The sequence below is a fragment of the Priestia sp. 40 genome (assembly GCF_049368575.1).
In the GTDB taxonomy this organism is placed as follows: domain Bacteria; phylum Bacillota; class Bacilli; order Bacillales; family Bacillaceae_H; genus Priestia; species Priestia zanthoxyli.
The window spans coordinates 19,035-39,766 of the sequence record NZ_JBMPZA010000014.1; the positions used below are offsets into that span (position 1 = coordinate 19,035).

23 protein-coding genes and 1 pseudogene are annotated in these 20,732 nt (G+C 35.9%); 17 read left to right on the forward strand and 7 right to left on the reverse strand.

Annotation, left to right across the window (positions count from 1 at the left end; translation table 11 throughout):
- Positions 1–347 precede the first annotated feature (347 nt).
- Complete coding sequence (locus tag ACO1DI_RS14110) at positions 348–1,844, forward strand: class I adenylate-forming enzyme family protein (RefSeq protein ID WP_014460699.1); 1,497 nt, start codon at positions 348–350, stop codon at positions 1,842–1,844.
- 139 nt (positions 1,845–1,983) lie between these two features.
- On the opposite strand, the gene ACO1DI_RS14115 is transcribed toward ACO1DI_RS14110, so the two are convergent.
- A complete protein-coding gene (locus ACO1DI_RS14115; protein WP_014460698.1) occupies positions 1,984–2,157 on the reverse strand; it encodes a hypothetical protein in 174 nt (57 codons plus the stop codon).
- 513 nt (positions 2,158–2,670) lie between these two features.
- Between ACO1DI_RS14115 and ACO1DI_RS14120 the strand changes: the two genes are divergently transcribed.
- Positions 2,671–2,808, forward strand: a complete 138-nt coding sequence (locus tag ACO1DI_RS14120; protein ID WP_014460696.1) for a hypothetical protein — start codon at positions 2,671–2,673, stop codon at positions 2,806–2,808.
- 53 nt (positions 2,809–2,861) lie between these two features.
- Positions 2,862–3,053 carry a hypothetical protein gene (locus ACO1DI_RS14125; RefSeq protein ID WP_014460695.1) on the forward strand — a complete coding sequence of 64 codons (192 nt, stop codon included), beginning with the start codon at positions 2,862–2,864 and terminating at the stop codon, positions 3,051–3,053.
- Positions 3,054–3,470: 417 nt separating this feature from the next.
- On the opposite strand, the gene ACO1DI_RS14130 is transcribed toward ACO1DI_RS14125, so the two are convergent.
- Positions 3,471–5,657, reverse strand: coding sequence for an MMPL family transporter (locus ACO1DI_RS14130; protein ID WP_423145398.1), 2,187 nt, complete (start codon positions 5,655–5,657; stop codon positions 3,471–3,473).
- Positions 5,658–5,829: 172 nt separating this feature from the next.
- Between ACO1DI_RS14130 and ACO1DI_RS14135 the strand changes: the two genes are divergently transcribed.
- The 8 genes from ACO1DI_RS14135 to ACO1DI_RS14170 all read left to right on the forward strand — a co-directional run bounded on the left by ACO1DI_RS14135 (position 5,830) and on the right by ACO1DI_RS14170 (position 13,707).
- On the forward strand, positions 5,830–6,450 hold the full coding sequence (locus ACO1DI_RS14135; protein ID WP_014460691.1) for a TetR/AcrR family transcriptional regulator: 621 nt from the start codon (positions 5,830–5,832) through the stop codon (positions 6,448–6,450).
- 382 nt (positions 6,451–6,832) lie between these two features.
- Positions 6,833–7,606: a TerC family protein gene (locus ACO1DI_RS14140; protein WP_014460690.1), complete on the forward strand. Its 774-nt coding sequence runs from the start codon at positions 6,833–6,835 to the stop codon at positions 7,604–7,606.
- 827 nt (positions 7,607–8,433) lie between these two features.
- Positions 8,434–9,147: a GntR family transcriptional regulator gene (locus ACO1DI_RS14145; protein ID WP_014460689.1), complete on the forward strand. Its 714-nt coding sequence runs from the start codon at positions 8,434–8,436 to the stop codon at positions 9,145–9,147.
- A gap of 140 nt (positions 9,148–9,287) precedes the next feature.
- Positions 9,288–9,629 (forward strand): PTS lactose/cellobiose transporter subunit IIA, encoded by a 342-nt coding sequence (locus ACO1DI_RS14150; RefSeq protein ID WP_014460688.1) that lies wholly within the window; start codon positions 9,288–9,290, stop codon positions 9,627–9,629.
- A 1-nt stretch (position 9,630) separates the two neighbouring features.
- A complete protein-coding gene (locus ACO1DI_RS14155) occupies positions 9,631–9,939 on the forward strand; it encodes a PTS sugar transporter subunit IIB (RefSeq protein WP_014460687.1) in 309 nt (102 codons plus the stop codon).
- A gap of 14 nt (positions 9,940–9,953) precedes the next feature.
- Complete coding sequence (locus ACO1DI_RS14160; protein WP_014460686.1) at positions 9,954–11,360, forward strand: GH1 family beta-glucosidase; 1,407 nt, start codon at positions 9,954–9,956, stop codon at positions 11,358–11,360.
- A 12-nt stretch (positions 11,361–11,372) separates the two neighbouring features.
- Entirely contained in the window at positions 11,373–12,701 is a 1,329-nt protein-coding gene (locus ACO1DI_RS14165) for a PTS sugar transporter subunit IIC (RefSeq protein WP_140450609.1), read from the forward strand.
- Between the two features lie 112 nt (positions 12,702–12,813).
- On the forward strand, positions 12,814–13,707 hold the full coding sequence (locus tag ACO1DI_RS14170; RefSeq protein WP_423145399.1) for an ROK family protein: 894 nt from the start codon (positions 12,814–12,816) through the stop codon (positions 13,705–13,707).
- 865 nt (positions 13,708–14,572) lie between these two features.
- On the opposite strand, the gene ACO1DI_RS14175 is transcribed toward ACO1DI_RS14170, so the two are convergent.
- Together ACO1DI_RS14175 and ACO1DI_RS14180 are read right to left on the reverse strand one after the other, a co-directional pair.
- On the reverse strand, positions 14,573–14,884 hold the full coding sequence (locus ACO1DI_RS14175) for a hypothetical protein (protein WP_014460683.1): 312 nt from the start codon (positions 14,882–14,884) through the stop codon (positions 14,573–14,575).
- Positions 14,885–14,903: 19 nt separating this feature from the next.
- The gene (locus tag ACO1DI_RS14180) at positions 14,904–15,326 is read right to left on the reverse strand and encodes an Lrp/AsnC family transcriptional regulator (RefSeq protein WP_423145400.1); all 423 of its coding nucleotides are present in this window, start codon (positions 15,324–15,326) and stop codon (positions 14,904–14,906) included.
- A 144-nt stretch (positions 15,327–15,470) separates the two neighbouring features.
- On the opposite strand from ACO1DI_RS14180, the gene ACO1DI_RS14185 reads away from it, so the two are divergent.
- On the forward strand, positions 15,471–15,677 hold the full coding sequence (locus ACO1DI_RS14185) for a DUF1272 domain-containing protein (protein WP_014460681.1): 207 nt from the start codon (positions 15,471–15,473) through the stop codon (positions 15,675–15,677).
- A gap of 6 nt (positions 15,678–15,683) precedes the next feature.
- A pseudogene (locus tag ACO1DI_RS14190) lies at positions 15,684–15,905 on the forward strand (cysteine hydrolase); the annotation flags it as partial.
- Positions 15,906–15,988: 83 nt separating this feature from the next.
- Here the strand turns inward: ACO1DI_RS14190 and ACO1DI_RS14195 are convergent.
- A complete protein-coding gene (locus tag ACO1DI_RS14195; protein ID WP_014460679.1) occupies positions 15,989–16,486 on the reverse strand; it encodes a DinB family protein in 498 nt (165 codons plus the stop codon).
- A 520-nt stretch (positions 16,487–17,006) separates the two neighbouring features.
- Between ACO1DI_RS14195 and ACO1DI_RS14200 the strand changes: the two genes are divergently transcribed.
- Complete coding sequence (locus tag ACO1DI_RS14200; protein WP_423145401.1) at positions 17,007–17,519, forward strand: hypothetical protein; 513 nt, start codon at positions 17,007–17,009, stop codon at positions 17,517–17,519.
- A gap of 237 nt (positions 17,520–17,756) precedes the next feature.
- On the opposite strand, the gene ACO1DI_RS14205 is transcribed toward ACO1DI_RS14200, so the two are convergent.
- On the reverse strand, positions 17,757–18,068 hold the full coding sequence (locus ACO1DI_RS14205; RefSeq protein WP_115653546.1) for a DMT family transporter: 312 nt from the start codon (positions 18,066–18,068) through the stop codon (positions 17,757–17,759).
- The gene (locus ACO1DI_RS14210) at positions 18,068–18,406 is read right to left on the reverse strand and encodes a DMT family transporter (RefSeq protein ID WP_014460675.1); all 339 of its coding nucleotides are present in this window, start codon (positions 18,404–18,406) and stop codon (positions 18,068–18,070) included. Before ACO1DI_RS14210 ends, ACO1DI_RS14205 begins: the two co-directional genes overlap by 1 nt.
- A gap of 188 nt (positions 18,407–18,594) precedes the next feature.
- On the opposite strand from ACO1DI_RS14210, the gene ACO1DI_RS14215 reads away from it, so the two are divergent.
- From ACO1DI_RS14215 to ACO1DI_RS14225, 3 genes are all read left to right on the forward strand, one after another.
- Complete coding sequence (locus tag ACO1DI_RS14215) at positions 18,595–19,482, forward strand: LysR family transcriptional regulator (RefSeq protein ID WP_423145402.1); 888 nt, start codon at positions 18,595–18,597, stop codon at positions 19,480–19,482.
- A gap of 167 nt (positions 19,483–19,649) precedes the next feature.
- Complete coding sequence (locus ACO1DI_RS14220) at positions 19,650–20,126, forward strand: hypothetical protein (RefSeq protein WP_014460673.1); 477 nt, start codon at positions 19,650–19,652, stop codon at positions 20,124–20,126.
- An 81-nt stretch (positions 20,127–20,207) separates the two neighbouring features.
- Positions 20,208–20,693: a hypothetical protein gene (locus ACO1DI_RS14225; RefSeq protein ID WP_014460672.1), complete on the forward strand. Its 486-nt coding sequence runs from the start codon at positions 20,208–20,210 to the stop codon at positions 20,691–20,693.
- Positions 20,694–20,732 lie beyond the last annotated feature (39 nt).

Sequence of the window (20,732 nt, forward strand, 5' to 3'; positions counted from 1 at the left end):
ATTCACATGGAGAGTGCAACTAGCAATTAACTTCACGCATACAAAGGGAACATACTTAATAGCTGATACAAAAGGGGGCTAAAGTTGAAAAAAGAAAAGAATCGTACAAGATAAAGCGCTATGAACTCCTCAACATAAGCTTCAAAGTATATTGAATAGTCTCCTCTAAATAACCAATATGTATCTTTTACATGCTAAAAAGATATGAATTTTTTAAACACTTATATTTGACGTTTGCGTTAACGTTAAGTTTGGGTAATGTAGTTTATAGAATTAAAAATAATTAGAATGAAGCACCATTTAAATATGATCCAAACTGGTCATTATCATTAAAGGAGAGAGCTATCATGTATACACTTGGAGAACTATTAGAGCAAAGGGCTGCACAATCTGCTGAAAAAGAGGCTTTAATTTGGAGTACATCTTTCCATACATTTAAAGAATATAATGAACGTGTCAATCAACTTGCTCATTACCTGTTAAGCCATAATGTTAAAAAAGGGGATCGAATTGCAATTCTCTGTCAAAACAATCATCCGTTTCCTACCATTCTGCTAGCCGCATTAAGAATTGGAGCCGTAGCGGTTCCTATTAGCTGGCAGCTTACGAAGTATGAAATTATTGATATTTTAAATAGTGCACAACCTAAAGTTATTTTCTACGACCAAAAATTTCATGAAGTTATCCCTTTTGACTCTGAAATAGTAAACGGCGTTGTTACTTTACAAGTAGGAAGAAAAAATAGTGTGGAGACAGTTGAAGAATATAATGAAATTTTTTCTACGTACTCCACATCAAATCCAAATATACAGGTCTTCCAAGACGACATAGCGATGCTTCTTTTTACTTCTGGAACTACTGGTAACGCAAAAGGCTGTATGATTGAACATGGTCATGTGTATTCTTATATACAACCATCGAGTCAACGAATCGATTATGAAGAAGATGGTCGATTTCTTGCCTCGCATCCTTTTTATCATATGAGTTCTATTAATAATATTTTGAAATCTGTTTCCAACGGAATGGGGTTATTTCTGTTGTCAGATCCTACACCGGAAATCATTTGGGAAACGATTGAAACTCATAAGATCACTATGATGTTAGCGTTTCCCTCTACGTATATGCAAATGCTCGAAGTAGTGAAAAATGCAGGGTCAAAGAAATCTTCACTAAAGGTTGCTATTGCCGGAGGGGCAAAAGTTCCTGCTTATCTTATTCAGGAATATGAAAAATTAGACATCAGCATGATACAAGGGTATGGAAGTACAGAAGCATGGACAGTCAGTGTATGGACACCAAATATGGGAGATGAAAAAATTGAATCCGCAGGCAAGCCTCTTTCTGGTGTAGAAGTAAAAATTATGGATCCTGATTCAGGACAAGAAATGAAAACGGGAGAAGTTGGAGAGATTATTATAAAAAGCCCCTATTGTTTTAAAGGCTATTGGCATAATCAAGAGGCGACTGACAAAGTTCTTAGAGATGGCTGGTTCTATATGGGGGACGCTGGAAAGATAGATCAAGACGGCTTTTTATATATTATGGGACGCTATAAAGATGTTATCGTATATGGCGGCGATAATATCTATCCCGATCAGGTCGAAGAAATCATTGAGCAAATAGGTACGGTTATAGAAGCTGCTGTAGTAGGAGTAGAAGATCCTGTTTATGGAGAAAAACCTAGAGCTTATGTAGTAAAGGATCCTCATTCTTCCTTAACAAAAGAAGATATTCTAAACTATTGTAGTGATCGTCTAGCAAGTTACAAAGTTCCAGAAGTTTATTTTATTGATCAACTTCCTAAAAATCAGCTTGGGAAAGTATTAAAAAGAGAATTAAAATGAAGAGTGTTAAAAGCGTGGATTGAATTCAGTCCGCGCTTTTATGATGAAAGTTCGTGTTCAACAGTATTTATATTACCGAAAAGTAAAAGTATTATTTAGAAAGCTTGGAGATATCAGAGTAACAAATACGAAGTGTATTCTAATACTCAGATTCGTATCCTGTAAATACCAGCTTTCTTTCGTTATTATCATAGTGAAATCCGAATTTCTTTAAATCATTCCTCAATATATCTTCATTACTTTTGATGGAAGAAGCAATCTCCTCATAAGTAGCACCATTATTTAGCTTTTGAACAATCTCACCTATTAACAAGTTACAACCTCCAGTAGCATATGTTTCTTAAGTAATAATTTAACCTAAATAGCTGTTTTTATGAACGTTGTGCGGAAAGCCATTCTAGATTATTAAAATTTACAGCGAGCACTTCGTTTGCAAACTAACGAATTAATTAGGTATTTTTCTTTTACGATAATCATTAAAATAGTAAATTAAAAAAATCCCAATAAAAAAACCAATGAAAAGACCGATGAGACTTTCTATTTGTACACCTTTTTCTCCAGTTAATCGGCCGTAAATTATTCTGAAGATCACACCAACGAAAGAGAGAAGAACAGCTGTTATGGCAATACGTAAAAAGTTAATAAAATCACGCCTTTTTATAAAGTGTAGTACCCTCTTTTAATACATTTAAAATTAAGGCCGATTGTAGCTGGCTACAAATAGGTGCTGGAGAACAGCTGAGAATATCACTCAGAAAACACAATAAATAATACAAATATGGAACTTTTATGAAACTTATTCGTATAAGTTATAGGAGGCGATAATATGGTTATATCAAGTTTTAATTGGGCGGACGCAGTTTTTCAAATCTTTTGGTTAATTTTATTGGTTTCTTTAGGTTTGCTTATTTATAAAGTTGTTCAATTTAAAAAACAAAATGAACGTTTTGGAAAGAATAGATGAGCCTTTTATACATAAAGAAGTGAATGGAGTGTTCAAGCAAAAGAGGTGTTTTTTTGAGAAAAATGATAAAAAAATATTCATTTATCTGTACAGGATTCTTATTTGGTTATTTTCTTTTACTGATTTTAGGCTTAGATGTTTCTATTAGTATGTTTAAAGTGTTTATACCAGTAGCAGCTTTAGGACTGTTGCTTGGAGAAATTATAAATATGGCTTTTAATTATCATCAGACTAATATGAACTAACATTATAATTATAATTCCGTTCAAAAATTACATAAAAACGAATAAAGGCATAAGACAAGAAAGGTAGAGTATATATGGCTTGTTGCAATAATTGCAATTACAAATGGAGCGCTAAAAACGTATGGTTACTTGGGTTTTCTAAGAAAGGAAAGAAGTGTCCTAAATGCCATACCAGACAATTTATCTCCTTTAAAGGTGCTGGTCCTTTAATAGGGCTAGGTTATTTAAGCGGGATTGTTGCTATATCTCTTATTAGTTTATTTCCGTTTATCGTAAAGCTAACAGATAAAGAAGAGCACAGATGGAAGTAAATTAAAAAAGCAAAGAGAATATTGATATTCTCTTTGCTTTTTTCTTGGTTTTATACTCATAGAAGATGCATAGTAAATCAAATACAAAACATCTTTGTTCAAATACTTACTTCTCTTTTTCTGATACTACTTCAGCTTTACCTGGCCAAAAAGCAAATCTTCCTAAAACCGTAGTGATCGCAGGTACAAGGAATGGTCGCACAATAAATGTATCTAACAGAACGCCTAAAGCTGTAATAATTCCGAACTGAACAAGAACTTGAATTGGCAGTGTTGCTAAAACGGCGAAAGTAGCAGCTAAAATGATTCCAGCTGATGTGATAACACCGCTTGTTTCACTTACGCCTTCTTTAATCGCTTGTTTTAACGGCATGTATTTCTTTTTCTGCCAGATGCTTGAGATCATAAAAATATTATAATCCTCACCAAGCGCCACTAAGAATACAAATGCGTATAAAGGAATCGCTCCCTGAATAGCATCTGCCCCCATGATATTGTGGATGATGAGCCAGCCTAATCCTAAGGCTGCACTGTAAGACAAGATAACCGTTCCCACTAAGTAAAGCATAGCTACAATAGAACGTAAGTAAGCCACTAGCAGCAGCGATATAAAAATAATAATTAACGGGACAATAATACTGTTGTCTTTATCACTAACAGTCATCGTGTCATATTGCGTCGCTGTTTGACCGCCAATCCATACTTTGGATTTTACTGAGGAAACTCCGGACTGTGACAGTGCCTTTTCGGCTGCATCTCTCAAGTCTGGAATAGCTTCCATAGCTGTTATACTATACGGATTTACATTAAACTTGACATCATATACTTTTAAATCTTTATTACTTTTACCGCTTTGAGGTGCAGAAACGGTACTAATAAGATCGTTTTTCTTTAACTCTTTTTCTAGATCTACCGATTTTCCTTCCGTATCAATTACTACTTGTGCTGGTGCTAGTTCACCTGGAGAATATGCATCAGAGATAATCGTAAACCCTTCACGAGAAGGCATATCTTCAGGGAAAGAAGACAATAAATCATACGTGTACTTAATTTGACTAGAATAAATGGATAAAGCTCCAAAAAAGACTAGACAAGCAACAATGATTGTCCATGGCTTAGTCGTAACCACATTACCAATCCAATTTCCGAAACGATTTTTTTCTTTTCGGTTACGCACCGGCTTTCCTTTCTTTTTCGCCAATTCCTCTTCCATTTCAGGAGTGCGAGGGACAAAAGGATAAAAAGAACCTCTTCCCATAACTGCAAGCAGGGCAGGAATAAGAGTCAAACTCGCTAATCCCATAACCAGAATAGATAAGCTAAACGGGATGGCAAAACGGTGGTAAGCACCGTATTTTGCTACGATTAAAGCTAGAAGAGAGATGACAACTGTAAAGCCACTCATGGCTATAGCACCTGAAGCACCTTTAAAAGCGTTAATAAGTGCTTGTCTCTTATCTTTTACTTTGCGAAGCTCATCGCGATAATGAGAAATTAAAAATAAACAATAATCTGTTCCGGCTCCAAATAACAAGACCGTCATAATGGATATGGACTGCGAATCGACCGTAATCCATCCTTTATCTGCTAAAATACCGAGAATTGGACTCAGCACCCCATAGGCAAAACCTACACCGATCAAAGGAATAATCGCTAAAATTGGGGAACGATAAATTACAAGAAGTAAAATTAAGACTAATAAAACTGTCGCGATTAGTAAGGAAACGTCTGCTCCTTCAAATAGGCTGGTTGCATCTACTTGAATTCCTACAGGTCCTGTAACGCGCGTGCTTAGCTTATCTTTTTCATCGATATCCGTCGCAAAAGAATCGTATGAAACATTCTCTTTTACTTGTTTTTTAATCGTATCTAGGTTTTTTTCTAGTACATCCGTTTCAACGTTTTCTTCAAAGAAAATAGGCTGTACAAGAGTTGTTCCGTCTTTCGAAACCATCTTTTGCAGAGCTGCTAACGGTAATTTATGCAAAGGCGGAGTAGACGTTTGTGCTTCTAATGGTTTCTTTTCTAAATCCGCCGCCATTTGCTGAATAGATTTTAGATCATCATTATTCAAACCTGATTCTTTGTGCCATGTAAGTAAGGCAGGAACCCCTGATGAATTAGGGAATTCTTTCTTTATAAGATTTTCAGCTTCTACGGAAGGTGAATTCTCACTTAAGTTTGGTGCATTGTTTACTTCCGTCTTATTCACAGCAGGCCAAGCAATCGTGAGGACTACAGTTGCCAAAATCCATACGGCAATTACAATCCATCGACTCACTTTCCCAGTCATATATTCGACTGAATGTTGCTAAAGGTGATTCTTTCATTAATTCTCCCTCATTTCCAAATCTGTTTGTTTCTATTACAATATATATAGAACCTTCAATAATTATATATACCAGAAGGTTAATTAATCAACTAGTTTAAATGTGCCAATTTCTTGAACTAGAAGGAGGGCCCTTATGAATACGAATCAGACACCAAAAAAAAAGCCTGGCAGACCTAAAATAACAACTGAAAATAATATAACGAGAGAGCAAATTTTGAAAACAGCTGCTCATTTATTTATGGCATACGGGTACGAAAAAGTTTCAATGGAGCAAGTGGCTGAAGCGAGCGATGTGACCAAGGCCAGCGTTTACTACTACTTTAAAAATAAGGCAACTTTGTTTACAGTTTCCGTATCAAGCATGTTCCAACGTATTACAAAACAGACGGAGAAATTATTGCAAAATTCCAATGGGTTAAAACACAGATTATATGAGGTAACATTGGATCATTTAAAGCGGCCGCATATTGATTTTGAAACATTATTACAAGAAGCGACTTCGTCGCTTACAGAAGATCATATTCGTGAAATTCGTGAAGCAGAGAAAGCGATACATGAGGCATTAGAGAACGTATTCAAACAGGCCGCAAACAACGGAGAAATCGTCGTAGCAAGTCCCAGATTGCTTGCGCATACATTTTCAACGGTCACAATGATTCGGAACAAAAAAGAATTAATTACAGAATTAGGAGGCCCTGAAAAAACGGCTCAGGCTCTAGTGGACCTGTTTTGGGTAGGGATTAGTCCTAATTAACCTTTTTTATTGCATGGTACAAAGAAGAAATAAAGAACGGCTGAAAAATATTCATCAATATTTTTCAGCCGTTCTTTTCATTGGTCGCAAGCACTTTGTAAAACAAGTCTGAAATAATAGCCATTACCTATTAACCATCCAACTTATAGAGATTTTGGCTCAAAGTTTTCATTAATCATGTAAAAAAGCGAAGTTATATGATAAAAAACGTAAAAATTTAATAATTTGGTTTTTATTTGTATTTAAAGCAGTATTTTATAGAAGGTTAGTGTTAAAATAATGAAAATCCTATCTTTTAGGGTTGCCTTTAAGATATATGGTTATTCTATTGTAAACAAAACCTTTAGCATAACAGATTACATTTTGGAAGGGAGAAAAATGGATGGAATCTATTTGGCTCGAATACGTATGGGCATTATTGATTCTAATCGGGTTAGAAGGATTATTATCAGCTGATAATGCTCTTGTACTAGCAGTTATAGCTAAACATTTACCCGAGGATCAGAAAAAAAGAGCGATTAATTACGGAATTCTTATGGCATTTATTTTTCGATTTGGAGCTCTTTTTGCCATTTCATTTATCGCTAACGTCTGGTGGATACAGGCCATAGGCGCCGTTTATCTTCTGTATCTAGGTTTGAAGCATGTCATTCAGGCGCGATTTGGGAAACATAATGAGAATATTCATGATGATGATGAGAAGGAGTCTGCTGGAAAGGGGTTCTGGCCGACAGTGGGGAAAATTGCGTTAGCTGACCTTGCTTTTGCCATTGATTCTATTTTAGCTGCGGTCGCTATAGCTCTTGGGCTTCCGGATTCACAGTTTGGAGAAATCGGTGGTATGGACGGAGGGCAGTTTGCAGTTGTAGTTCTTGGAGGGATTGCAGGTCTTATCTTAATCAAGTTTGCAGCAACCTGGTTTGTAAAACTCCTTGAAAAGCGACCTGCCTTAGAAACGACAGCATATGCAATTGTTGCCTGGGTCGGTGTTAAACTTGCGGTTATTACTTTTGCGCATAAAGATATCGGCGTCTTAGATTCTCATTTCCCTCATAGCACCGCTTGGACCCTGATTTTCTATGGAGTATTAGTTGGTATCGCGCTATTAGGTTGGTTTGCACCGGGCAATAAGTCATCAGAAAAATCATCGGTCTAAAAGGCAATTGAGTGTGAATGTACGATGCACCCCGAATTTACTAATTAACCTTGATTTTTCTATCCGAACAGCCCTTATTTTGGCATTTAAAAGGATGTTTAGATCTTATAAAAGCGTGAGTTTTGTTGATTCAAGCGAATGATCATGTGCGTTAACCCAAGCAGGGCTAACGCACTTTTTAATTGAAACGGTTATGCAAACGAACTTGGTCATTTTATTTATTATTTTTGTTCTCTTTACGATAATCAGTAAAGCAGGAAATTAAGAAAATCCCAATAAAAAAACCAATAAAGAGACCGATAAGACTTTCGATTTGGACATCTTTCTCTCCAATTATTTGAACGTAAATTACCCTGAATATAACACCGATGAAAGAGAAAGCAACAGCCGTGAGCGTAATGCGTAAAAAGTTAATAAAATCATACCTTTTTATGAAATGTATTACCCGCTTTTAAACTATTAAAAAAGTTTAGAGATAAAGACATACACCCTGGATTTCTCAAAGGAATATATATTGTGTGCTCTTTGTAATAAGTTTAGGTCTCAATTTTTATTAAAGTTAACTTTAGCTTGTATGAAAAAAGCAATTAGACAAAGACGTCGAACTTCATTTTTGATTCGTAAGTGCAGTGTTTTTAAAAAAATTAGATGTTTTACAATATGTCAATTCCAGTACTTCAGGAATGGTATAAGTAATAGCTATCCTCATATTGAACAAGGGTATAAAGTTTTTTTCTTTCAAGTATATTCATAAAAGCACTTCTTTCCGTATTTTATGCTATAATAATCCCTAGTTTTTTAGTTTGTATAGAGAGGTGTAAAACAGAATGATGCCAAAATATCTGCAAGTAGCTGGCCAAATTGAATCTGATATTACTGAGCATGTTTATCAAAAAACAAATAAACTTTTGACTGAAGATGAATATGCAGCAAAGTATCAGGTGAGCCGTAATACAGTACGAAAAGCAATTGAAATTCTCGTAAATAAAGGATATGTATATCAAGTTCAGGGCAGCGGTGCATTTATTCGTAATCATCACAACAATGGATACGTTAATCTTGAAAAGCTACAAGGAGTTACCAATGATTTTAGTGACCGCCTTGTAGAAAACAAGCTCCTAGATTTTAAATTAATTAATGCGGATGAGGAACTAGCCCAAAATATGGGATGTAAGATTGGAACACCTATTTATTATGTAAAAAGGCTAAGATATGTTGATAGTGATCCATTTTCAATTGAAACTTCGTATTTTAACAAAAATCTTGTTAAATACCTTGATGAAAATATTGTAAAAAAATCGATTTATACATATTTACGCAATGACCAGCAACTAGCAATTGGTTTTGCAGATCGTGTTATTCGTGCCGATTATCTTATGTGTGAGCAAGCTGATTTATTGGGATTAAAAGAGAATGATCCGGCTTTGGTGGTAGATAATACTGTTTATTTAATAAACGGTGCAATTTTTGATTACTCGCAGTCAGTGCATCACTTCAAACATGTAAAATTGCTAAAAGTATCAAATATGAAAGGTAGTTAAGGTGCAAAGAGAGCTCAGGGCTCTTTTTTTTTGTCTGAAAATAAAAAAAATAGTTTACATATGAATCTGAGTGAGTTATTATAAATTTATAAAATTTGTACCAACAAATTAGATTTGTACTTATGAAAGGGTGTACATATATGGTTGAAGAATCGATTGAGATTAGCTCTGAAGATATCTTTGGATTAATTGCATTTTCAGGTGATGCTAAAGCGAGCTATCACGCTGCTTTACATCTGCTCAGAGAAAACAAAGTAGAAGAGGCAGAAGCAGAAGTAGCAAAAGCGAATTCAATTTTAAACGAAGCACATGCTATTCAAACAAAATTTGTCACACTAGAAGCCCAAGGGAAATCGGCACGGGTTGGTGTATTGATGGTTCATGCCCAAGACCATTTGATGAACACGATCTTAGTAAAAGAGCTATTGGATCATATGATGACCATGCAAAAAGAAATTAACTTATTGAAAGGGATGAATTGATATGGTGAAGATTGGATTATTCTGTGCAGCAGGTATGTCTACAAGTATGTTAGTGGAGAAGATGAAAGCGTTTGCTGGTGAGCGTGGTGTAGAAGCTGAGATTGCAGCTTACCCTGAGTCAGAGATGGAAAAGTATGTTGATAATATCGATGTTGCTTTATTAGGTCCTCAGGTGAAGTATTTGTTAAACAAAGGAAAAGCTGTTTGTGAACCAAAAGGTGTCGCTATTGATGTTATTAACACGGTGGATTACGGCATGATGAATGGTGCAAAAGTACTTGAACACGCGATTAAATTAGCGAATAAATAAACGGGGTGAATGATTTGAAAATGCCAAAAGATTTCTTGTTCGGCGCAGCTTCAGCTTCTTATCAAGTAGAAGGGGCATGGAACAAGGACGGTAAAGGGGTTTCGAACTGGGACGTCTTCTCAAAGATTCCCGGTAAAACATTTGAAGGAACAAACGGTGATGTGGCCATTGATCATTATCACCGATATAAAGAAGACATCGCACTTATGGCAGAGATGGGATTGGAATCGTATCGGTTTTCCATTGCCTGGACACGTATTCTTCCCAACGGTACAGGTGAAGTAAATCAAAAAGGATTGGAATTCTATAATAATGTCATTGATGAATGTTTAAAACACGGAATTGTTCCGTTCGTCACATTGTATCACTGGGACCTTCCTCAAACGCTTGAAGAAGAAGGCGGCTGGCTAAATCCTAAAACAGCCGATGCATTTGTCACGTTTGCTGATGTTTGTTTTAGAGCATTCGGCGATCGAGTACGGAATTGGATTACCTTTAACGAAACGGTTATCTTTTGTTCGTTAGGCTATTTAACCGGTGCTCACCCACCAGGAATTGAAGGGGATGCGAAAGCATACTTTCAGGCGACACATAATGTGTTTGTGGCTCATGCCCGTGCGGTTGAACTTTTCAAACAGTCAAGCTATGAGGGGGAAATTGGCATTACTCATGTTTTTAACCCGGCGTTTAGCATTGATGAGGACGAAGAGAACAAATTTGCAGAAAGACATGCGAATGCATATTCGACACATTGGTATTATGATCCAATTTTGAAAGGAGCTTACCCACAATATGTAATAAAAGAGCTCGAAGCTAAAGGGCTACTCCCGCAAATGACAGAAGAAGAACTGGATTTGCTTCATAGAACGGCACCTATGAATGATTTCATCGGATTAAACTATTACTGCCCACAGCGCGTAATGAAAAACGATTCAGCCCTCGTATTGTCTGGTGGACGTGAGAACTCAACAGGTAAACCTGGAAACCCTTCATTTGACGGTGTATACAAAACAGTCATGATGGAAGAAAAAGTATATACCAAATGGGGATGGGAAATTGCTCCTGATGCTTTTCTAGAAGGGATGCGTATGCTTAAAGAACGCTACGGGGACATCAAAATGTATATCACGGAAAACGGTTTAGGAGATGAAGATCCTATCGTTGGTGAAGAGATTCATGATCAACCTCGAATCGACTATATTGAAAATCATTTAAGCGCTGTCAAAAAAGCTGTCATGGAAGGAATTAACGTCTCAGGATACTTTGCATGGTCTGTCATTGATTTGCTTAGCTGGTTAAATGGTTATAAAAAACAATACGGATTCATTTATGTCGATCACAAAAATAATCTTGCAAGAAAACGAAAGCAGTCATTCTTTTGGTACAAGGATATTATCGCTACACGCGCAGAAGAACTTTAAGGAGGTACCCCTATGGGTCGCTTAGAAAGTGTATTTGAAAAGTTCACCCCGTTCTTCCTTCGATTTGCAAATGCAAAACCAACACTTGCAATTAAGGATGGGTTTATTTTAACAATGCCGATGACAATTATCGGCTCTCTCTTTCTATTAATTCTCGCTGCCCCGATTCCAGGCTGGGAAGAGGCTATGGTGAAATTCTTTGGAGAACAGTGGAACCTTCCACTTACCCAGGTTGTCGGTTCTACATTTGATATTCTGGCTCTTATTGGTGTGTTTGGAATCGCTTATTCGTACGTCCGGAACGAAAAAATTGAAGGTACGCCAGCTGGTATTCTAGGTGTAGTTGCCTTCCTTATTATCACTCAGGCCTCTGTCTTGACAAAAAGCGGAGAAACCGTCACAGGTGTTATTCCCAAAGTTTGGACCGGCGGGCAGGGTGTACTAGCCTCGATTGTAGTTGGTCTATTTGTTGGCTTTGTGTATTCGCAGTTTATTAAGCGTGATATTCGTATTAAAATGCCAGAAGGTGTTCCGCCAGGCGTTGCGAACTCGTTCTCTGCACTAATTCCTGGGTTTGCCATTATTACAGTAGCTGCCATTGTCTTTGGATTATGCCAAGCTTTTGCAAATAAGACATTCACTGAAATTGTTTATAAACTGCTGCAAGTACCCGTACAAAATTTGACGGACACGCTTACTGGTGCAGTTCTTATCATGGTCTTAATGTCACTTCTTTGGTGGTGTGGAATTCATGGTGCTGCCATTATTATGGGAGTAATGGGACCACTCCTAACAGCTAATGCTTTACAAAACCAAGCTATATTGGATTCTGGTAAAGAACTTGTTGTAGGTGAAAATGCTAAAGTTGTAACCATTCAATTCTTGGATGTATTTACGAAACTGGGAGGATCAGGTATTACCATTGGTTTTATTATTGCAGCTCTTATAGTGGCACGGTCATCGCACTTAAAGCAGCTCGGTCGATTATCTTTAGCTCCTGGATTATTCAATATAAACGAGCCAATCATTTTTGGTATGCCAATTGTATTTAACCCAATAATGTTTGTTCCTTTTATTGTTGTTCCTGCAATCGCATCATTTATGGTCTACTTCTCTATCATTTGGGGATGGGTAGAGCCTTTCAATGCACTTCAGGTTCCTTGGACCACACCGCCGGTTGTTTCTGGCTTCTTGATTGGCGGCTGGAGAGGGGCTTTATTGCAAATAGTAACCATTGCGATGTCAGTGATGATTTATCTTCCTTTTGTCAGAATGCAAGATAGTATTTCTTATAATGAAGAGCTCGAAGCAAAAAAACAATCAGAAAGTAATATTGCTTGAAACAACTAAATAAAGAATTACCCCCGGTATACTTTTATAGGGGGTAATTCTTTATTTATGCACTTATAATGAAGTTATAGTCAATATTTTGAAGAAGAAAGTAGGATATACAATGAAATTTGTATTAGCTTGTGATATTGGTGGTACCGATTTAAAAATGGGGAAATTTTCTCTTTCCGGTGATCTTGTTGAATCCGTAAAAATACCTCTAGCCAATAGGAAAGGGCAGACTATTCTTACTCAAATTGAAAGCCGAATTGATTCTGATGTAGTAGGGCTAGCTCTAAGCATACCTGGTTTTATTAATCCTAATACAGGTTTTATTGAAATGGGCGGTGCTATTGAAGATTTTAATGGGTTCAATATCTTTGCATATTTTAAAGAACAATTTCCTGATTTGGCAATAAGTGCAGAAAACGATGCGAATTGTGTAGCTCTAGCAGAAAAATGGAAAGGAAGTGCAAAAGAAGAGACTGACTTTCTTTGTCTAACTATTGGAACAGGAATTGGAGGCGCAATTTATTTGAACGACGCTCTTTATAGAGGGAGACGTAACCGATCTGGTGAGTTTGGACATATGTTCAGTGAACACGTTACGAGTGATATTGCAGAAAATCATAAATTTAACAAAACAGCTACGCTGGCAGTCATTCGTGAAAAATATGCAACGTGTATGAACATACCTTTTCAAAATGTCTCAGGTGAACAAATCTTTGAAGCTTACGACCAAGGGGAAGAAGTGGCATCGCTTCTGGTTAGTGACTTATATAGTGGATTGGCAATGAACATCTTAAACTTATATTATGTGTTTGCTCTTCCTACTTTTTATATTGGGGGAGGGATTACTTCAAGAAAAACATTCATAAACGAATTAAAACAGAGAATCTTAGAAATTGATCCAGCATTCTCTGCTGTTATCAGGTCTACTAGTTTTGGAAATCAATCAGGTATGATTGGTGCAGTTTACCATCATATTGCGTCTCAAAAAACGTTGGAGTTAATTTGAAACTAAACATTAGAGCTATAGCTTTTTATAATAAATTTATTATAAAAAGTTAGGACATGTACAGACCATAATTAAGAGATTTTCACCTCGATAAGGTATAGGGAGAGAATTGAGTGGTTTATAAGTCACTATCAACATTTAAAGGTTTAAATAAATAAGCACAGCTGCTTGCTTCAGCTGCGCTTATTTATTTCTTGTTGAGAAACGTTTGTTAGATAGAGTGCAAAATAAAGATGCCCCAGTATTCATGCAGAAAACAGTGGAGTAGATAATGTCTATCTACACATAAAAGAATAATCATTGGTAAAAAGGTTATGTATCTCGAGTATGACTTCTCCGCCTTTATCGTAACATTGTGAGCTGATGCTTTCGATTTGCTTGCTATTAAAATAACTAGCGCAATTTACTAATACGGAGATGACAAGTAATAAGGTTAGAATAATGAGTAGTATGTCTTTAAATCTTATTTGAAAAGTTGATTGCAATTTCATGCTCCTCTCTAATTGATAAAACTCCACCATTCGTTATTCTACAGACAGCGTATTATTCCATATGACTAGTGAATCGATTTTGTATTCATTTGAGTTTGGTTATTCACTTCCAATTCGTTCACTCCTTAAATAGTTTAGGTTTGAGCACACCATAAAAGGTAATAAAATCCTTTTAATTTATAATATTGATAATTTTAAAATAATTTCAGATGTTTTAGAGAACAATTACAATACAAAAAAGGTAGTGCATGTTGCATTACCTTTTTTTGTACGTTCCTTTTTTATATCTATGTAACATCGAATAGATCATGATTAAGAAAAAAACGGGCATGTGGCATAATATTCTGCGCAAATCTTATCTTTCCATGTTAGATTCAACTAACTTCTGCTTCCATGTAACGAAATCCAAAAAACGTGTAATATGTGACACGGTAATTTTTAATTGATTTTTGTTTCACACTATTCCACTGATGTCCATTCGGCTTTGCTTGGTAACTTTGCACCATAAACTTATCCAGTGGTTCAAGTGACCACTTTCGGAAATTTTCTTCGAGTTCTTCTACTTTCTTTTTTTCTTCTGATGAACCTAAAGGGCTTGCTTCATTGGCTGTTATCCTTGGTATGCCAATAGCTACAATAATAATAACCCCAACAAGAATGCTCCAACTCAAAATCCGCTTTTTCATATTGGATATTTCTCCCTTTCTATTTTATTGCTTTATAGACAACTGGTGAGGAAAGTTTAATCAATGTAGATGGCTCTCCAAAAGCCATAGATTCATCAATAAATGTTTCAAGAGATTGAACGGAATTAGTTAAAACTTTTACTAGATAGTTGTATTGACCCGCCAAACGATGACATTCGATAACCTCAGGGTGTTCTTTACAATGTTCTACGAATTGCTTGCATTTTGTATTGCTGTATAAAATAAAAGCAGTTACAGGTTTGTTGAAATTTTCAGGGTTAATTATTGCTCTATATCCATCTATTATGTTTTTTTCTTCAAGTTTTTTTACTCTTTCATTAACAGCAGGGGTAGATAAACCAACCAGCTTTCCCAGCTGTGTAAAAGACAAACGAGCATTTTCTTGTAGATGTAGTAATATATTTCGATCAATTTCATCCATAAAACATACCCCGCTTCAAATTATAAATTAAAATAATGAATTTTCCGTCAAAATTAAAGCTATTAATCAATAATACAATAAAATAGATATGTGAAAATAGAAATTTATACAATACAATTTAATTATATCAAAAGGAGGGATTTAATGGCTTTAGAAATGAGAAATACATGCGAAAAGTGCAATAAGAAACTCCATAATAGCTCTGTCGCTTATATCTGTACTCATGAATGTACATTCTGTGATAAATGTAGTGAAAGTGCGATGTATATTTGTCCTAACTGTGAAGGGGAACTAGTCAAGAGACCAAGGGGGCAAGAAAATCCGCTAAGTTGCTCATTAAATTTCTCATAAATTTAGACACAATACTGTATAGATAGTGCAGTCAGAACAGCTACAATCAATGGAATGGATGTGACATTAGTGGGTGATGGACATTCAACAACGGACAGTGATGGTTTAAGTGCTGAACAAATCATAAAGCATTATAAGGAAACTTTACATGGTCATTACAACGTTGAAAACTTTTCGATTGTCAGAAATGCAGAGGAAGACTTGTTTCATCCCACACATTATTCATAAAGGAATAGTACACAACTAGAATAAAGCTCTAAAAGTGTTTAATGGACGCTTTTTAGAGCTTTATTTCTGCATTATGTCTCAATCTAAGCAGGAAAGCCTCCTGTTGGCGGTGGCCATGCTCCGTTTAACCTTCTCATTATAACAATTTCACCTAGATGATAGCTGTTGTGAGAAGCAATGTTACGCAGTAATCCCCCTGGGGTTTCACTTGGCCAAGCATCCAGAGGTTCTTCGATTGCTAATGTCTCAGCTAAGTGACAGGCTTCGTCAATTCCATCACAAAAATGCTGGATCGTCTTTTTCCATTCTTCCTCATCAGATGGAGCTGGATGTTCGGGCCAGCTTTCACTCACACTTTTCGGTCTCTCAGGGTTTTCTCCTTTAGCAAGAGCAAGTAAAAAGTCTTGCCAATAGCTCATATGCTTCACTAATTGATAAATAGAGTAAGGTAATTCCTTTTGTTTATGTGAAGCAAGTTCCATATTAATATCGGTTATTGCATTAATTGTTGGAAGATGACCTCTTTCACCTCGCAGTGATTTGATAAGTGCATCGCGAAATGCTGTATTCGTTTGTGTCATGTTTTTTCAGACCTTTCTTTTTCAAAGTATTAAGCTTGTAACAGTCTAACACAAATCAGTTTAAGATATGTACTTCTGTGATTAACGATTTACTATAACAATGCAACGAAAATAAATAGTATCCATCACAATTTTTTGTTTGTAAATCACCTTTATATGACGAAATATGGTTTAATATAAAATATATAGAAAAAGGTACTCTTTATGGAAAGCGAAAAAGATTATGTGATTTTGAGCAAGACGATAATCACTCTTTCTACAAGCTTTATTTTAGCTTACCTTTTGGCAATAACAGGTCTCGTTTTACAGCTCACTGATGAAGAAGAATGTCGTATCATACCGGAAACGACATGGCAGGGTGGTTCCTTTTGTATCTTTTTTATATAGGTGCAATCATTGCTGTTTACGGGAATTTTGTCTCAGTGTATGGCGGAAGTGGCACAATACTTCCTTATTATAAGAAGGTATTAGAACAATAAAATAGTAAAAAGTAAGTTTATGAATAAAGGAGCTTTGATCTATGTCTAAAATTTCTCTAGCAGAGGCTGTGAAATTGAAAAGTGTATTATCAAAACGAATACATGAATTAGAAGAAGAGATGGACCGAGTTGCATTTGTAGAGATTGAAAAAGGGGAGAAGATTCCTACTCAAGCTCGATCACTATCTCATGTTGAACAGGATTTAGAGGACATTCGAAAGGATTTGCGTCTACTTGATAAATTAATGTATCAAGCCAATATCCAAAATAATATTACTTATAATGAACACAAACTAACAATTGTAGAAGCAATTGAATATGCCACTCAATTACGTGCTAAAGCAAGAAAATACAAAGAGTTTGGTTCATCATCTAAAGAAGAATATCCTTACTATGGAGAAGGGGTATCCATTATTAAAGTGGCTACATTTGATCCTGAAGAATATCGTCTAAGAGGTCTAGAGGTTGAAAAGAAAGCAAATAGATTATCGAATTTAATTAACGCTAAAAACTATCAAATAGAGTTAGAGTTTGATGGAGATAAATATTTTTAATCCTTGAAGAGGTGAGACTCCCTTCAAGGCATAGAAGGAGAATGTTTAGTGTACTCAAAGTACTATTGTGATGGCAAGTGATAAAACCAATAATCCAATGACCCATTACACTGTTACAACTTACCAATAACCAACTATAGCAATGGACGGTCGATGACCAATACCTCCTTGTTTTTAACTCCTTCTATGGTGCCCTTACTTATAAGTTAAGTAAGGGCCTTATTTATCTTATTTCTATTAGAAAACTTTCAGTATGATAACACCTGTAATAATAAGAGTAACCGAGATAATTTTTCTTTTGTTTTTTGATTCCTTAAATATATAAATACCTAACAGCGTTGTACTAGCAATCGTCAGCCCTGCCCATATAGCAAAGATGATTCCCATTTCAAAATAGTGTGTCGTTAGAGAAATAAAATAAATACAAGCAATGAAGAGTAGAAATGCGCCTATCGTGGGAACAGTTTGTCTAAAGCCTTTAGATAGTTTTACACACATTTGGCCTGCAATGCCTAAAACTAAGCCAATCGTTAAAAATACGTATCCCATTACGCTGTCCTTCTTTCTTTAGAGCGCCCTTTAATGTTAAGAGAAACTGCACCAATTATAATAAGAGAAACTCCTAAGATTTTAGATAAGGAAATAGTTTCATCAAAAAAAATAATACCTGTGACCACAACAAGTACGGTTGCTCCTCCTGCATACAAAGCACTTGCTACTCCTACTTCACCTTTGGCGTTAAGGAGCATATAAGCAGCAATTGAAGAACAATAAAATAGTATGGCAAAAACAGTCGGAACAAAGTTTGTGAATCCATTTGTAAGATTAAGAAAAGATACTGCGATTACCTCCAAGATGATGGCAAGAACCAATAGTAAATAAAACAATCAGATCTCCTCCTTTCAGTCACCTCATTTTAAGAACTTTATGTAATTGCTACTAAATAGTTGCAGTCGCACTCAGATGTCATTATTTTATCTAGAGGTTGATATCTTGTAAAATAATGATAAATGATTGTAGATATCACTATTGTTAATACCTAAATGAATGAATGTAAGTCGAACGGAGGATGTTTATGGAAGTAGAAGATATACGCATATTTATGGCTGTAGCAGAATACGGCAGTGTAAGCCTTGCCGCTGATAAGCTAGGTTATGTCCAACCAAATGTAACAGCACGTATTCGATCTCTTGAACGGAAAATTGGACACCCCTTGTTTCATCGTCACAGACGTGGAATGACATTAAATGTAGAAGGTAGAAAACTTCTAACGTATGGAGAACAAATGATGAGGCTAATGGATGAAATAGAGAAAGCGTTTCAAGATGAGCGTAATCTTGTCGGATCATTATGTATTGGATTAGTTGAAACTGTAGTAGGGTTTCCTGAAATTATTTCTTCCTATCATAATAAGTACAAAAATGTAGATATTTCTCTAGAATCAGGAGTAAGTACACAATTAATAGAGAAAGTTCTTAAGTTTCAGCTAGACGGGGCATTTGTAGCAGAACCAGTAAATGTGTCAATGCTTGATCAAATTCCGGCTTTTGATGAAGAAATTGTACTTGTATGCAGTGCAAATGAAAAAGGTACTCAACAGCTTCAGTCTGCTAGAGAGTTACTACACTTACCATTCATCTTATTTAATGAAGGCTGCCAATATAGAGAAAGGCTACAGCAATGGTTAAAAGAAGAACAGATCGTATCCCCGAAAATTATGGAATTCGCTACACTCGAAACGATTATGGGAGCAGTGATTTCGGGCCTTGGTGTGACACTTATAGGCCGGTCATTAGCGGAGAGATATGAGAGAGAAGGGGTAGTACAACTCTTTTCAATACCTGAGCCTTACAGAGACCTCAGGATTGTATATGTTCGTCGTTCTGACTCCTATCTAGGCGTAACTGAGCGTGAATTTATAAAGACAATCAGCGAAGTAAGAGAAAGGAAAAATCAGAAATAATCAGACTGTTTTTCGTAAAGATCTTTTTTATTTAGCCTATGTTTAGGATGAATATACCAAGTGTTAATTTGAGCAGTAAAAGTGAGCTTTTTAATATCTAAAGAGGATTACGCTGCTTAACTTTTTATATGGTATACATCTAAGACACGTGTAAAGGAGCAGCTGCAGTGAAGATAGAGGACAAAAAATTTGCGGAACGAGTACTGAAGCACTTACTTATTAGCAGTCAAATAGATGGCGTGAAATTTGGGCTTAACAGCTCTGTAACTCTATTGTATTTTACTAACTATAATAAAAAAGATGATAGTGATTTTGTATTGAATATCGAAACAACTTGGACTGTATATCCTGAAGCCCGCGATACATACCCATCATCAGAAGATGAAGTGCCTTTCCATACAGAAGAGCAATGTTTTAAGCATATTTGGGATATCAGGAGACAAAAAGTAGTAAACGTGCAGCTGGATGCCGTATCGCCTCATCTTATCATTTCTCTAGAATCGGGAAGAGTATTATTTGTGAACGGTCATGATCCTAACTATGAATGCTGGCAATTAGGAGACCCTTTTGCAGGAAGTGATTGGCTTTTAGTTGCAACTCCGGGTGATGACATAGCTGTTTGGTGTCCTGAGGAGTTTGAATAAGCGTTATGTTAACTATTCTTGCATGTTGTATACAGAAAAATTACTAAGGGAAATGTTAAAATAAAATATGGAGGAAAATGCATGAATACGATCTTAGAGAGCTTTTATGACTTAAAGGAAATACTGAGTTCTTTTAATACCCTTCATGAAAAGTACAATTGGCTGTTGACTGATTTAGATGGATCTTTTCCAGATAAGTACCTTGATTACTTTACTGATTACAGAATTTACAACAATGGAACGAGCGGCAATACATATTGGATTACAGGTGAAAATCTAACGAAGCTTGCTAATAAAGAGGACATCTATTTTATATGGGGAGTTTTTTCTGCCTTTAATAAGAAAGAAACTATAAATTTAGATATGCTTAAAGAAGAGCCTTATGCTGATGGTAATCCGGGTTTTTGGATTGAAACACCAACAATTCAGCACCCTAAAGCAATTATAGAATTAGTTTTTTGGGACTCATCTTTAATTTTACTTTTGAGCAAGGACGAAGAAATATCTAGGAATTTTAGAAACAAGTTTGCAAAATGGAAAGACCTAGACAAGTATAATAACGAATAGCTTCATGACGTACATGTACTATCGGAGGATTAACTAACT